Origin of the sequence: Bacillus sp. B2-WWTP-C-10-Post-4 (assembly GCF_009183805.1) — a bacterium.
GTDB classification, from domain to species: Bacteria; Bacillota; Bacilli; order Bacillales; family Bacillaceae_G; genus Bacillus_A; species Bacillus_A cereus.
Map to the genome: position 1 here is coordinate 36,725 of NZ_WEII01000007.1, position 13,837 is coordinate 50,561.

The window sequence follows — 13,837 nt, forward strand, 5'->3', positions numbered from 1 at the left end:
GTATCTACTATAATGGAGAAAAAAGTAAAAGGTGAGTAGCATGAAGAAAAAGAAACAAAGACAAATGCAAAGACAATCGCAAGTGAATCAACCAAAGAAAGAAACACTTACATTAGGCGATCAATTAAATGATTCACTCATGCAACAATTAAAGAGTAAGAAGAAAGAGTTGCAAGTGAGAGAAGAGGAAAAAGAGGCAGCTGAACTGGAAAGAAAGCGCCAAGAACAAAAAGAACGTGAAAAGAATAAATCATTTGAAGAACTGCTAAGTGAAAGTAACCTTACTTGGAAAGACTTTAAATAATAAAAAATGATCAGTGAAATACCACTGATCATTTTTTGACGAGCTTGTAAGAAAAGGGGAGTTAGAATGAGAAAAAATGTCGTTGTTCCACATGAAAACCATTGGAGTGAAAAATTTCAAATGGAGGCTAAAAGATTAAAATCAGCGATGCCAGAAACGGTAAAAATTCATCATATTGGAAGTACGTCAGTTCCTGGACTGGCAGCTAAACCTATTATTGATATGATCATGGAAGTAGAAAATATCGAAAGAGTAGATGGGTGGAATGAACGATTTATAGAGCTTGGTTACATCGTAAAAGGGGAAAATGGTATTTCAAGACGCCGATATTTTATTCATGGAACTGAAGAAAAACGTTCGTATCATTTACACGTGTTTGAAAAAGGAAATCCAGAGATAGTAAGGCATTTAGCATTTCGTGATTATATGATGGCTCATTGTGAAGAAGCAGAGACATATGCAACCTTAAAGAAAGAATTAGCCGAAAAGTATACATATGATGGCGCGTTATATACGGAAGGAAAAAATGAGTTTGTGCGCAATGTGGATGAAAAAGCGAAAGAATGGAGAAAAAATAACGTGAATGAATGAATTCACGTTATTTTTTAACTATATAAAAGTGTTATGTAAACTGTACGTATGTTTTGACTTTTGGGATGAATCTTGTTGAAATAAAGTTGTGGCTTATAAAAAATGTAACAATGAAAGGGAGACGACTGTGCATATTCCAACAACTACACTTCATAATGGCGTGAAAATGCCGATGATTGGTCTAGGCGTATATAAAGCGAAAGAAGGAGACGAAGTAAAGCAAGCAGTAAAAACAGCGTTAGAAGTTGGATACCGTTCGATTGATACAGCAACTGTATATGAAAATGAAAGCGGTGTCGGAGAGGCGATACGTGAATCAGGAATTCCAAGAGAAGATCTATTTATTACAACAAAAGTATGGAACGACGATCAAGGATATGAGGAGACACTCGAGGCATTTGAAAAGAGTTTAAAAAAATTACAAATGGACTATGTAGATTTATATTTAATACATTGGCCGGTAAGAGGGAAGTATGTTGATACGTACCGAGCTTTGGAAAAATTGTATGAAGAAGGTAAAGTGCGCGCGATTGGTGTTTCTAATTTTCATAAACATCATTTAGAACTATTATTACCAAATTGCAAAGTGAAGCCGATGGTAAACCAAGTGGAACTTCATCCGATGTTGACGCAATTTGAGTTGCGCAATTATTGTCAAGATGAGCAAATTCAAATGGAAGCATGGAGTCCGTTAATGAGGGGCGGAGAAGTATTCCAGCATCCAATCATTCAGGCTATTGCTAACAAATATGAAAAAACACCTGCACAAGTTATATTAAGGTGGGATATTCAAAGCGGGATTGTTACAATTCCTAAATCTGTTACACCATCTCGTATTAAAGAAAACTTTACTATTTTTGATTTTGCACTAACTGAAGAAGAGATACGTCAAATTAACACGTTGAATCGTGATTTACATGTAGGAACGAATCCTGATAAATATGATACGTTATAAAAAAGACTGTCTCCTGATACTGGAGACAGTCTTCTATTTATCGGTAATTCGATATTTTTAACGATGCAAAGCATATGTGTCATATTTAACAATCTTTTGAAGTTGTATATATTCTTCTTTTGTTAAAGGTAACTGTTGGCTAGCTCGTATATTTTCCTGTAATTGTTGAAGCGAGCTTGCACCAGGTATAACAGCTGCAACAGTCTTATTATGTAAGCAATATTGAATAGCTGTTCCTGTTAAAGAGCGTTCTCCAATCGTTTCTTTTACACTCGCTAGAGTTGTATGTAATTCATCGTAAGAATAAGAAAGATAATCCTTTTCCTTTACTCTTTCTATTTTTCTTGCATTGTTGTCAGTTAAAATTCCTTTTGCAAGTGGCCCGCGGGCAATCACGCTAATTTGGTGTTCATTCAGAAGTGGGAACCATTCTTCAGGGCGACGATTTAAAAGGCTATATTCCATTAGTACACTAACGATGTTTGAGCGTTTTGCATACTCACGAACGACATTTGGGCGTATAGAAGAAATACCGTAATGGCGAATAATACCTTCCTTTTTCAATTCTTCAAAAGCTTCAATTGTTTCATCTATTGGATCTTCAATCGTTCCGCCATGAAGTTGGTAAAGGTCAATATAATCAGTTTGAAGTCTACGTAAACTTTCCTTTACTTCAGTCTTTATGTAAGCTTTAGAAGGATCCCAAGACCAGCCATTTTTTTCTTCTGTCCAACGATTTCCAACCTTCGTTGTAAGTACAATTTGGTCTCTTCTTCCCTTCAAGGCTTTTCCAACAAATTCTTCATTTAATCCGTAATCATATAAATCTGCTGTATCAAAAAAATTAATTCCTAAATCGATCGCTTCATCGATAATATGCATAGCTTCTGTTTCAGATGTACCGAGAGACATACAGCCAAGGCCCATTTCTGTAACAAACAAATCTGAGTTTCCTAATTGACGTTTTTTCATAGGTCAACCTCCTTACCTTTATTGTACGAGAGGGAAAAGAGGTTGACAAACGTTTACTTTTCGCTGCGCATTAACTGCCCGTAAAAGCATGATTAATGTTTCACTTTATTTGCTGTAATCCACTCTTGTACAGTTGTATACTCTTTGCTATATTGCTTTAGCTTATGGCGAATTTGCCATGCTTTTCCGACTAAAGTGACGCGATTTGGTAAAATATAAACTTTCATTTCTATCACGCTCCTTTCAATGTGGTAAAATGTATGAGGAAAGAATAGGAAATAGAACAGGGAGATGAAGTAGTGTGAGTAATCTTGCAGAGAGAACAGTAAAAACTGAGCCGATTTTTGATGGTAGAGTTATAAAAGTTCGTGTTGATGATGTAGTATTACCAAATGGAGCAATGAGTAAACGTGAAATTGTAAATCACCCTGGTGCAGTTGCTATTATTGCTATTACTGATGAGGGGAAAATTGTGCTTGTTGAGCAGTATCGTAAAGCACTTGAAAAGGCGATTATAGAAATTCCGGCTGGCAAGTTAGAACCTGGTGAAAAACCTGAGGTAACAGCAGTTCGTGAATTAGAAGAGGAAACAGGATATGTATGTGAAAATATGGAGCTCATTACTTCTTTCTATACATCTCCAGGATTCGCAGATGAAATTTTATATGTATATAAAGCGACAGGTTTGACAAAAAAAGAAAATAAAGCTGAGTTAGATGAAGATGAGTTTGTGGAATTAATGGAAGTATCGTTAGAAGAAGCGATTACTCTTATGAAAGATCTTCGTATTCATGATGCGAAGACGATGTTTGCAGTACAATATTTACAACTACAAAAATAAACACTCGCCAAAGGCGAGTGTTTTTTAATTGATTTTTGCATATACACGTGCATCACGTAAGCTACCATCTGGTGCTAGGAAATCATTTTCCATTGTACCTTCTAGAATGAATTCTAGACGTTCTGCTAAGCTACATGCATTTATATTTGTTGCATCAGTACGAATTTCAATTCTTCTAGCGCCTAGTTTATCAAAGGCGAACTGAATTGCACCTTTAACAGCTTCGGTCATATAGCCTTGTTTTGTATAGGCACTATGTAGCCAGAAGTGAAGTGAAAACTTTGGAATATCCCAGTTTTCAGGCTTTAGTGTAATTGCTCCGATGAATGTACCAGATACTTTATCGTATAAGTGAAAATCAAGTGTTTCACGAAGTAAAAACTGTCCGTGAGCTTCGCGAACAATTTCTTCAGCACTCTCTTCTGTTTCAGCGTTAATTGGTATCCACGGTACTAAGTCTTCTAGAGAAGCTTGGATTGCTTCATATACTTCTGCACCATCACCTGGAAATGGTTTACGAACTTGCAAGCGTTCAGTTTGAAATAATGTTGGAAAATCTAATAATAATGGTTTCAAGAGAAATCCCTCCTATTCTCTACTTTTTAGTTTAGCAAAGTAGAGCGGAATTTCAATGTTAATTCGTCATACTTTTTTCTTTCTTTCATACATTTTTAATAAGAGTGTGAACGGAGGGAAGAAAAATGTGGCGAAAAAATTGGCAAGACCGTGTAATGTCTCACATACAGGAAAACTCTTCATTATATATATTTAACGCCGTTTTATTATTGATGGGAGTAATATTCGGAGCCATTCTGGTGAATAGTTTACAAATCAATCAAAAACAAGATTTATCATTTTATTTACAACGTTTTTTTGGACAAGTCTCTAAAGGAGAATTTGCTATTGCGGGCGAAATGTTTCGAGAAAGTTACTTTTCGCAATTAAAATACATCGGGTTTATTTGGATTTTAGGGATTTCAATTATTGGATTACCACTTATTTTTATTTTATTATTTGTAAAAGGAGTTGTCGTTGGATTTACAGTTGGTTTTTTAGTAAGTCAGCATGGATGGAATGGACTATTATTAGCATTTGTATCTGTTTTGCCACAAAATTTAATTATCATTCCAGTCTTTCTCGTTATGACAACTATTGCTGCAAGTTTTTCTTTACGGATGATTAGGCATCAATTTATTAGAAAAATAACCGAGCCACTATTACCATTATTAATCCGTTATACATGCTTCTTTCTCGTAATTGGAGTAGTGTTAGCACTTGCTTCTAGTGTGGAGGCTTACGCATCACCAGTTTTAATGAAAGAAGTCGTTGAGGCTATTAATAAAAAATAAATACTTTTTGAGAATAATTATCAATTTGTTTTTATTGTTTTTTCTTTTGACAGAAGCCCTTCTTCTGATATAATGGTGTAAGAGTGGCGAGGAGGGAGTAGTACCGAATGGAAGAAAGAATTGAACGAATTAAGAAGCAATTACATGCAGCGAGCTACAAATTAACACCGCAACGTGAAGCAACAGTTCGTGTGCTGCTAGAAAATGAAGAAGATCATTTAAGCGCAGAAGATGTTTACCTCCTTGTAAAAGAAAAGTCGCCAGAGATCGGATTAGCAACCGTCTATCGAACTTTAGAACTATTATCTGAGTTAAAAGTTGTCGATAAGATTAACTTCGGAGACGGTGTTTCACGCTATGACTTACGCCAAGAAGGTGCGCAGCGTTTCCACCATCATTTGATTTGTACACAATGTGGTGCTGTACAAGAAATACAAGAAGATTTACTTGGTGAAGTGGAAAGGAAAGTAGAACGAGACTGGAGCTTTAAGGTGAAAGATCATCGTTTAACATTCCATGGAATTTGTAAAAATTGTCAAGAAAATGAAACGGATGAAAAATAACCTTTTCCTATTTATCTAGGAAGAGGTTTTTTATTTGAATAAGGTATAAATTGGTGAAAGCTTGGCATATGTTGTAATAACTTATATTTTGGAGGAATTTACAATGCGCCGAGCTTTAAAATTAACTTTTGATGGAATAAAAGTATTTTTATTATTTACAAGTTGTACGATTTTGTTTTATTTCGCTATACTATGGATAAATGAAGAATATGAAAGCTATCATCGTTATGAAAAACCTAAAGAAGAGACTGTAGAAAAAGTATCAGGGAATGAAGAACCGGCAAAGGATGCTTTCGTAAATAGAATGATGTTTTTCTATGAAAATGGGGAGTAGTGTAGAGTGGAAGATCAATTAAAAGATTTTATTCATTATATGGTTGTCGAAAAAGGATTAGCAAAGAATACAGTAGTATCTTATGAACGGGATTTAAAAAGCTACGTAAAGTATTTGCAAAATGTGGAACAGACGAAAACTTTTCATGAAGTGACCCGTTTACACATTGTTAACTTTTTGCAGTATTTAAAAGAGAACGGAAAATCTTCGAAAACATTGGCGCGTCATATCGCATCAATTCGTTCGTTCCACCAATTTTTACTTCGTGAACGAGCGGTAGAACACGACCCATCCGTACATATTGAAACGCCACAAGGGGAACGGAAATTACCAAAAGTATTATCAGTTGATGAAGTAGAGGCGTTACTTCAAACACCAAAAATGACAAGTGCTTTTGGGATTCGTGATAAGGCGATGCTAGAGTTACTGTATGCGACAGGACTTCGTGTTTCAGAATTGATTGCACTCAATTTAGAAGATGTACATTTAACAATGGGATTTGTTCGTTGCATAGGGAAAGGGAATAAAGAAAGAATTATTCCACTAGGAAGTTTAGCAACGGAAGCGATTCAAAAGTATATTGAAAAAGGAAGAAGAGAATTAATGGGGAAAAAAGTAGTAGATGCACTCTTTTTAAACCATCATGGTAATCGATTATCAAGACAAGGATTTTGGAAAATATTAAAACGATTAGCGAAAGAAGCAAATATTGAAAAAGAGCTTACACCTCATACGTTGCGTCATTCGTTTGCTACGCACTTATTAGAAAATGGAGCAGATTTACGTGCTGTACAAGAAATGCTTGGACATGCAGATATTTCAACGACGCAAATCTATACGCACGTTTCAAAAACTAGATTAAAAGATGTATATAAACAGTTTCATCCGAGAGCATAGTTACTATGCTCTTTTTTTCATAGATTAAGAGGGGAAGAGCGTTTCACAGAAACTTCACAAACATTTCGTATATTGTTTTCAGCAGAAGACTGGAATATTACAATGTATTTCCTCTATACTAAATAAAGTATAAAGGAGGAAATGATGATGAAAAAACTGATTATAACTTTATTTATCGCGATGCTAGCGTTGGCTGGCTGTAATACAAACAAAGAAGAACCGAAAAAAGAACAGAAACTTGAAGCTGTAAAAGTAGCAGTACAAACAAATCCGAAAGAAATTAAACCAGGTGAAAAAACAGAAGTACAAGCACTTGTTACACAAGGGAAAGAAAAAGTAACGGATGCCGATGATGTAAAGTTTGAAATTTGGAAAGATGGCGACGAAAAACACGAGATGTTAGATGGTAAGCATAAAGGAAAAGGTGTTTATGCAGTAGAGAAAACATTCGAAACGGATGGAGTATACCATATTATCGCTCACACAAATGCACGTGAAATGCACGTTATGCCAGAAGTAAAAGTTGCTGTAGGAAATGCGAAAGTAGAAGATGCAAAAAAAGAAAATAGTGATCACAGTGCAGGACATGGAGATCATAAAAGTGACACAATGATCCATCTTATGGCTGGAGACATAAAGGCAAATGCTGAATCTACAATGAAAGTTCATTTAAAACAAAAAGAAGAAGCCCTAACTGGTGCTGAAGTACAACTAGAGATTTGGAAAGATGGTGTTGAAAAACACGAATTTATTCCAGCGAAAGAAGGGAATAAAGGAGAGTATGAAACAAAACATACTTTCAAAGAGAACGGTGCTTACAAAGTGAAAGTACATGTAAGAAAAGGCGAATTGCATGAACATAAAGAAGAAACAATAGAAGTAAAATAAAAAGTAGCTCTTTAGAGCTACTTTTTATTTTTAATATGAAGAAATAAATCATAAAAAAATTAGCACTTCGTTGCAGAATGGATTACAATAGAAGTGTGAAGAAAATAAGAAATTCTACGAAAATGTATTAAAAAGAAAGCGTAAACATGTTATGATATCAGTATCAGATGTCTGACATCTGACTTAGAAAAAACTAGAAATGTTTTTGAATCGTTTCAAGTAAACGAAATAGGTTAGAAAATGATTTAAAGAAGTACTGTTTGACAATGAGAATTCTTTTGGATAACAGTTTCACTTTATAGCGTTTTGAACATACTACAAGAAGTAGAACTGAACTTATAGGAGGTCGCAGTTATGAATAAATATAAACGTATATTCCTAGTCGTAATGGACTCTGTGGGAATCGGTGAAGCACCAGATGCTGAGCAATTTGGTGATTTAGGATCTGACACAATTGGTCACATTGCTGAACATATGAATGGGTTACAAATGCCTAACATGGTGAAATTAGGTCTTGGTAACATTCGAGAAATGAAAGGTATCTCTAAAGTAGAGAAACCACTTGGATATTACACAAAAATGCAAGAGAAATCTACTGGTAAAGATACAATGACAGGTCACTGGGAAATCATGGGCCTTTACATTGATACACCATTCCAAGTGTTCCCGGAAGGATTCCCGAAAGAATTACTTGATGAATTAGAAGAAAAAACAGGCCGTAAAATTATCGGTAATAAGCCAGCTTCAGGAACTGAGATTCTTGATGAACTTGGTCAAGAGCAAATGGAAACAGGCTCTTTAATCGTTTATACTTCTGCTGATAGCGTATTACAAATTGCAGCACACGAAGAAGTAGTGCCACTTGATGAGTTATATAAAATCTGTAAAATTGCACGTGAATTAACATTAGATGAGAAATACATGGTAGGTCGTGTTATTGCTCGTCCATTCGTTGGTGAACCTGGAAACTTTACACGTACACCAAACCGTCATGACTATGCACTAAAACCATTCGGCCGTACAGTAATGAATGAATTAAAAGATAGTGACTACGATGTAATTGCTATCGGTAAAATCTCTGATATTTATGATGGCGAAGGGGTAACGGAATCACTTCGTACGAAGTCTAACATGGATGGAATGGATAAGCTTGTAGATACATTAAATATGGACTTTACAGGTCTTAGCTTCTTAAACTTAGTTGACTTTGATGCATTATTCGGCCACCGCCGTGATCCACAAGGATACGGAGAAGCTCTGCAAGAATATGATGCACGTCTTCCAGAAGTATTCGCAAAACTAAAAGAAGATGATTTATTACTAATTACAGCAGACCACGGTAATGATCCAATTCATCCTGGTACTGACCATACACGTGAATATGTACCATTATTAGCATATAGCCCAAGCATGAAAGAAGGCGGACAAGAGTTACCACTTCGTCAAACATTTGCTGATATTGGTGCAACAGTAGCAGAAAACTTCGGTGTGAAAATGCCAGAATACGGAACAAGCTTCTTAAACGAGCTAAAGAAATAGGGGGATAAACAAATGAATCGTGAACTTATTACAAAATCAGCTTCATACTTAAAAGAGAAATTTCAAGAGACACCACAAGTAGGACTAATCCTTGGATCAGGACTAGGTGTATTAGCAGACGAAATTGAGAACGCAGTAACAGTACCTTACAGTGAAATCCCTGAGTTCCCAGTATCAACTGTAGAAGGCCATGCAGGTCAACTAGTATTCGGTACACTTCAAGGTGTAACAGTAGTAGCAATGCAAGGACGTTTCCACTTCTATGAAGGATACGACATGCAAAAAGTAACATTCCCAGTTCGTGTTATGAAAGAACTAGGTGTAGAAACAGTTGTTGTAACAAACGCAGCTGGTGGTGTAAATACATCATTTGAGCCAGGCGATCTTATGTTAATTTCAGACCACATTAACTTCATGGGTACGAATCCATTAATCGGACCAAATGATTCTGAAATGGGCGTACGTTTCCCTGATATGTCTACGTCATATACGGTAGAACTTCGCGAAATGGCGAAACAAGTTGCAGCAGACTTAAATATTAAAGTACAAGAAGGTGTATACGTAGGAATGACAGGTCCTGTATATGAAACACCTGCTGAAATTCGTATGCTTCGTACACTTGGCGGAGATGCAGTTGGTATGTCAACAGTACCTGAAGTAATTGTAGCGCGTCATGCTGGTATGAAAGTATTAGGTATTTCTTGTATTTCAAATATGGCAGCTGGTATTTTAGATCAGCCACTTCACCACGATGAAGTAATTGAAACGACAGAACGTGTTAAAGCGAACTTCTTAGCATTAGTAAAAGCAATCGTAAAACAAATGAAGGGGTGACCTCACAATGAGAATGGTGGACCTAATTGCAAAAAAACGTGACGGACATGCATTAACGACAGAAGAAATTAATTTTATTGTTGAAGGATATACAAATGGTGATATTCCTGATTATCAAGTAAGTTCACTTGCAATGGCAATTTTCTTCCAAGATATGAACGATCAAGAGCGTGCTGATTTAACGATGGCAATGGTAAATAGCGGTGATACAATCGACTTATCAGCTATTGAAGGTGTAAAAGTAGATAAGCATTCAACAGGTGGTGTTGGTGATACAACGACACTTGTATTAGGTCCATTAGTAGCTGCTTTAGATGTACCAGTAGCGAAAATGTCTGGACGCGGTTTAGGACATACTGGTGGTACAATTGATAAATTAGAAGCAGTCCCAGGATTCCATGTGGAAATTGAAAACGATGAATTCATGCGTCTTGTAAATGAAAACAAAATCGCAGTTATCGGCCAAAGTGGTAACTTAACGCCTGCTGATAAAAAGTTATATGCACTTCGTGATGTAACAGCAACAGTAAACTCAATTCCGCTTATTGCAAGTTCGATTATGAGTAAAAAAATTGCTGCTGGTGCAGATGCAATTGTTCTTGATGTAAAAACTGGAGCAGGTGCATTTATGAAAACGGATGAAGATGCAAAACGTTTAGCAGAAGCAATGGTACGTATCGGTAATAACGTTGGTCGTAACACGATGGCAGTTATTTCGGATATGAGTCAACCACTTGGTGAAGCTATTGGTAATGCACTAGAAGTACAAGAAGCAATTGATACATTACAAGGTAAAGGGCCGAAAGATTTAGAAGAGTTATGTTTAACACTTGGAAGTCAAATGGTGTACCTTGCCGGACAAGCTTCATCTTTAGAAGATGCACGTGAAAAGCTAATTGAAGTAATGAACAACGGAAAAGCGCTAGAATCATTTAAAACGTTCTTATCAGCGCAAGGCGGCGACGCATCTGTTGTTGATGATCCTTCTAAATTGCCACAAGCACAATTTAAAATTGAAGTGGAAGCGAAAGAAGACGGATATGTATCAGAAATCGTTGCAGACGAAATCGGAACAGCAGCAATGCTTTTAGGAGCAGGACGTGCAACGAAAGAGTCTGAAATTGATTTAGCAGTTGGTCTAATGCTGCGCAAAAAAGTAGGCGATAGCGTGAAGCAAGGTGAATCCCTTGTTACAATTTACGCAAACCGCGAAAATGTTGAAGATGTAAAAGCGAAAATTTATGAGAACATGAAGATTTCTAAAGAACATGTAGATGCACCAACTTTAGTACACGGTATCGTAACGAAGTAATAAAAAAGCTGAGGAGATTTCTCCTTGGCTTTTTTTACTATTTTTTGTTTATAATAATAATGGGTGAAATTATGATTAGAATTTGTGCAGTAACAAAAACAGATGAAGTATTATATGATGTTTCTCTAGAAGAAACAAAGAAAGACCATATTGTATGGTATTGGCTAGATTTATATAAGCCAACGAAAGAAGAGTATACATATATTCTGCAAGACCATTTTAAGTTCCATCCCCTTGCAATTGAAGACTGTATAGAATATGTACAGAGGCCAAAAGTTGATTTTTATGATGGATATAACTTTTTAGTACTTCATGCATTTGGGGAAGATGGACTAGAACCGCACGAAATCGATTTATTTATTAGTGATCGTTATATTGTTTCTTTCCACTTTTCTCATAACAATGCAATCGAAAGAGTATGGAAAACACTTGGAGAAAAGAAGCGTATTAAAAATAGTCCTTTACACGTAGCTCATACAATTATCGACCAAATTGTAGATGACTATTTTGCGCCTGTATATTACATTGAGGATCATTTAAATGCAATTGATGATAATTTAACGGGGGAGACAGCAGGAAGTGTATTAGAAGAGGTATTTGATATACGTACAGATTTATCAAAGCTAAGGCGTACAATCATTCCGATGCGTGATTTATTATATCGTATTTTAAATTCGACTCGTTTTTACGGTATAAGCGATCATGAAATTTACTTTAAAGATATACATGATCATTTGCTTAAACTAACAGAAATGATTGAGGCAAGCCGAGAGTTAACAGCAGATATTCGGGATAGTTATTTTTCATTAAACTCACATCATATGAATAACATTATGAAAACATTAACTGTATTCTCGACTATTTTCATGCCATTAACATTTATTGCGGGAGTATATGGAATGAACTTTACGCATATGCCAGAGCTTGGTGGACAATATAGTTATTTTATTTGTCTACTTATTATGGCACTAATTGGCGGCGGAATGATGGCCTGGTTTTATAAAAAAGGATGGTTTAAGTAAAAAAACACCGAGGATTTCCTCGGTGTTTTTTTAACCAATAGCATGTAATACAAACATAGCTAAGAATAAGCATGTAATGATATACATAGATGGTGCGACTTCTTTACGCTTTCCAAGAGCAACTTTTAAGATAGGGTAAGCAATAAATCCGAACGCAATGCCATCAGCGATACTATATGTGAGCGGGATCATAACGATAATTAAGAATGCTGGAAATCCTTCTGAAAAGTCATTCAGAGGAATTTGTTGAATGCTTGTAATCATCAGACCGCCAATAATAATTAAGATTGGTGCAATGGCACTATCAGGAATTAATTTGACAAATGGAAGAGCAAACAGTGATGCAAAGAATAGCAATCCAGTAACGATAGACGTCAGACCTGTCTTACCACCTGCAGTAATACCTGCGGCACTTTCTACTGTTGAAACGGTAGGACTTGTGCCAAATAGACCACATGTCATTGCTGAAATTGCATTGGCTTGGTAAGCACGTGGGAATTTACGATCATCTTCTAATAAACCGTGCAGAAGTCCCATGTTCTCAAAAATAAGCACCATGCTTAAAGAGAATGTTGCAATCCAAAATGGTAAGGAAGAAAGTTTCCCAAATGACATAGCTCCAAACACATCACCGTAATTAGCGAATGAGAATGAACTATTTCCCACTTGACTCGTATCCACAAGACCAAATAGCCATGCGATACCAGTTCCTATTGCAATCGTCCATAAAAAGTTTCCACGTACGTTACGAATAAATAATACAAGTGCAATGATAAGAGTAAGTAATGTCGCAAGAACGACAGGATTACTTAATTTCCCCATTGCCACAGCAGTATTTGGGTTCGAAACGACTAAACCACCTTTTTGCAATCCGATAAACGCTAAAAATAATCCGATGCCGACAGTAATCGCTTCCTTTAATGACTTTGGAATTGATACTGATAGCACGCGAGCGATTGGTGTAAAAGCGGCAATTGCAAAAATAATACCAGAGATAAAGACAGCAGCCAATGCTTCTTGCCAAGTTAGTCCAAGCGTATGCACAGCTGTGTACGTGAAGAATGCATTTACACCCATACCCGGGACAAGAATAGCAGGTGCATTTGCCCAAAATGCCATGAGTAGACATCCGACAAATGAACTAAAAACAGTTGCTAAAATTCCAGCTTCAAGAGGAATGCCAGCATCTGATAAGATTGACGCATTTACAATCATAATATATACGATTGTGAAAAATGACGTAACTCCAGCTAAAACTTCTTGTTTTGGTGATGTTTCGTGTAAACCTAATTTAAATGTTCTTTCAAGTATTCCTTTCATGTTAAACCTTCTTTTTCATATCCCTCTCCCACCCGTGATATCTCTTTTGTAAGAGCTCACCGTTCTTTATTATATCAGAACATCATGTTTTTACAACAAGTAAAATGATAACGTTT

At 36.1% G+C, this 13,837-nt stretch carries 17 protein-coding genes; 13 read left to right on the forward strand and 4 right to left on the reverse strand.

Annotated features, from left to right (window positions below):
• Positions 1-40: 40 nt before the first annotated feature.
• The 3 genes from GBN78_RS05830 to GBN78_RS05840 all read left to right on the forward strand — a co-directional run bounded on the left by GBN78_RS05830 (position 41) and on the right by GBN78_RS05840 (position 1,850).
• The gene (locus tag GBN78_RS05830; RefSeq protein WP_000727561.1) at positions 41-304 is read left to right on the forward strand and encodes a YqkE family protein; all 264 of its coding nucleotides are present in this window, start codon (positions 41-43) and stop codon (positions 302-304) included.
• A gap of 66 nt (positions 305-370) precedes the next feature.
• Complete coding sequence (locus GBN78_RS05835) at positions 371-895, forward strand: GrpB family protein (RefSeq protein WP_098299664.1); 525 nt, start codon at positions 371-373, stop codon at positions 893-895.
• Between the two features lie 127 nt (positions 896-1,022).
• Positions 1,023-1,850 (forward strand): aldo/keto reductase, encoded by an 828-nt coding sequence (locus tag GBN78_RS05840; RefSeq protein ID WP_000547994.1) that lies wholly within the window; start codon positions 1,023-1,025, stop codon positions 1,848-1,850.
• A gap of 57 nt (positions 1,851-1,907) precedes the next feature.
• Here GBN78_RS05840 and GBN78_RS05845 read toward each other — a convergent pair whose 3' ends face one another.
• Together GBN78_RS05845 and mciZ are read right to left on the reverse strand one after the other, a co-directional pair.
• Entirely contained in the window at positions 1,908-2,822 is a 915-nt protein-coding gene (locus tag GBN78_RS05845) for an aldo/keto reductase (protein ID WP_000747213.1), read from the reverse strand.
• A gap of 92 nt (positions 2,823-2,914) precedes the next feature.
• On the reverse strand, positions 2,915-3,049 hold the full coding sequence (mciZ, locus tag GBN78_RS05850) for a Z-ring formation inhibitor MciZ (protein WP_000870302.1): 135 nt from the start codon (positions 3,047-3,049) through the stop codon (positions 2,915-2,917).
• 74 nt (positions 3,050-3,123) lie between these two features.
• On the opposite strand from mciZ, the gene GBN78_RS05855 reads away from it, so the two are divergent.
• Complete coding sequence (locus GBN78_RS05855) at positions 3,124-3,663, forward strand: NUDIX hydrolase (RefSeq protein WP_000067041.1); 540 nt, start codon at positions 3,124-3,126, stop codon at positions 3,661-3,663.
• A 24-nt stretch (positions 3,664-3,687) separates the two neighbouring features.
• Here GBN78_RS05855 and GBN78_RS05860 read toward each other — a convergent pair whose 3' ends face one another.
• Entirely contained in the window at positions 3,688-4,239 is a 552-nt protein-coding gene (locus tag GBN78_RS05860) for a GNAT family N-acetyltransferase (protein WP_000803479.1), read from the reverse strand.
• A gap of 155 nt (positions 4,240-4,394) precedes the next feature.
• Between GBN78_RS05860 and spoIIM the strand changes: the two genes are divergently transcribed.
• The 9 genes from spoIIM (at position 4,395) to corA (ending at position 12,401) form a co-directional block, all read left to right on the forward strand.
• The gene (gene spoIIM / locus GBN78_RS05865; RefSeq protein ID WP_013142149.1) at positions 4,395-5,012 is read left to right on the forward strand and encodes a stage II sporulation protein M; all 618 of its coding nucleotides are present in this window, start codon (positions 4,395-4,397) and stop codon (positions 5,010-5,012) included.
• 107 nt (positions 5,013-5,119) lie between these two features.
• Complete coding sequence (gene fur / locus GBN78_RS05870; protein WP_000392657.1) at positions 5,120-5,575, forward strand: ferric iron uptake transcriptional regulator; 456 nt, start codon at positions 5,120-5,122, stop codon at positions 5,573-5,575.
• A 103-nt stretch (positions 5,576-5,678) separates the two neighbouring features.
• Entirely contained in the window at positions 5,679-5,909 is a 231-nt protein-coding gene (locus tag GBN78_RS05875) for a YqzK family protein (RefSeq protein WP_001250432.1), read from the forward strand.
• 6 nt (positions 5,910-5,915) lie between these two features.
• The gene (xerD, locus tag GBN78_RS05880) at positions 5,916-6,806 is read left to right on the forward strand and encodes a site-specific tyrosine recombinase XerD (protein ID WP_000390088.1); all 891 of its coding nucleotides are present in this window, start codon (positions 5,916-5,918) and stop codon (positions 6,804-6,806) included.
• Positions 6,807-6,953: 147 nt separating this feature from the next.
• Positions 6,954-7,694 carry a FixH family protein gene (locus GBN78_RS05885; protein WP_000733456.1) on the forward strand — a complete coding sequence of 247 codons (741 nt, stop codon included), beginning with the start codon at positions 6,954-6,956 and terminating at the stop codon, positions 7,692-7,694.
• A 354-nt stretch (positions 7,695-8,048) separates the two neighbouring features.
• Entirely contained in the window at positions 8,049-9,233 is a 1,185-nt protein-coding gene (gene deoB, locus GBN78_RS05890; protein WP_001046079.1) for a phosphopentomutase, read from the forward strand.
• 12 nt (positions 9,234-9,245) lie between these two features.
• Positions 9,246-10,067, forward strand: a complete 822-nt coding sequence (locus tag GBN78_RS05895) for a purine-nucleoside phosphorylase (RefSeq protein WP_001078446.1) — start codon at positions 9,246-9,248, stop codon at positions 10,065-10,067.
• Between the two features lie 7 nt (positions 10,068-10,074).
• Positions 10,075-11,379 carry a pyrimidine-nucleoside phosphorylase gene (locus GBN78_RS05900; RefSeq protein WP_001243069.1) on the forward strand — a complete coding sequence of 435 codons (1,305 nt, stop codon included), beginning with the start codon at positions 10,075-10,077 and terminating at the stop codon, positions 11,377-11,379.
• 59 nt (positions 11,380-11,438) lie between these two features.
• Entirely contained in the window at positions 11,439-12,401 is a 963-nt protein-coding gene (corA, locus tag GBN78_RS05905; protein ID WP_002005674.1) for a magnesium/cobalt transporter CorA, read from the forward strand.
• A gap of 30 nt (positions 12,402-12,431) precedes the next feature.
• On the opposite strand, the gene GBN78_RS05910 is transcribed toward corA, so the two are convergent.
• Complete coding sequence (locus GBN78_RS05910) at positions 12,432-13,721, reverse strand: NCS2 family permease (protein WP_000676240.1); 1,290 nt, start codon at positions 13,719-13,721, stop codon at positions 12,432-12,434.
• Positions 13,722-13,837 lie beyond the last annotated feature (116 nt).

Coding starts and splice junctions, on each gene's coding strand:
- GBN78_RS05835 (WP_098299664.1), top strand. CDS start 371: ATGAGAAAAAATGTCGTTGTTCCACATGAAAACCATTGGAGTGAAAAA.
- GBN78_RS05895 (WP_001078446.1), top strand. CDS start 9,246: ATGAATCGTGAACTTATTACAAAATCAGCTTCATACTTAAAAGAGAAA.
- mciZ (WP_000870302.1), bottom strand. CDS start 3,049: ATGAAAGTTTATATTTTACCAAATCGCGTCACTTTAGTCGGAAAAGCA.
- GBN78_RS05830 (WP_000727561.1), top strand. CDS start 41: ATGAAGAAAAAGAAACAAAGACAAATGCAAAGACAATCGCAAGTGAAT.
- GBN78_RS05910 (WP_000676240.1), bottom strand. CDS start 13,721: ATGAAAGGAATACTTGAAAGAACATTTAAATTAGGTTTACACGAAACA.
- GBN78_RS05845 (WP_000747213.1), bottom strand. CDS start 2,822: ATGAAAAAACGTCAATTAGGAAACTCAGATTTGTTTGTTACAGAAATG.
- spoIIM (WP_013142149.1), top strand. CDS start 4,395: ATGTCTCACATACAGGAAAACTCTTCATTATATATATTTAACGCCGTT.
- deoB (WP_001046079.1), top strand. CDS start 8,049: ATGAATAAATATAAACGTATATTCCTAGTCGTAATGGACTCTGTGGGA.
- GBN78_RS05900 (WP_001243069.1), top strand. CDS start 10,075: ATGAGAATGGTGGACCTAATTGCAAAAAAACGTGACGGACATGCATTA.
- GBN78_RS05885 (WP_000733456.1), top strand. CDS start 6,954: ATGAAAAAACTGATTATAACTTTATTTATCGCGATGCTAGCGTTGGCT.
- fur (WP_000392657.1), top strand. CDS start 5,120: ATGGAAGAAAGAATTGAACGAATTAAGAAGCAATTACATGCAGCGAGC.
- corA (WP_002005674.1), top strand. CDS start 11,439: ATGGGTGAAATTATGATTAGAATTTGTGCAGTAACAAAAACAGATGAA.
- GBN78_RS05875 (WP_001250432.1), top strand. CDS start 5,679: ATGCGCCGAGCTTTAAAATTAACTTTTGATGGAATAAAAGTATTTTTA.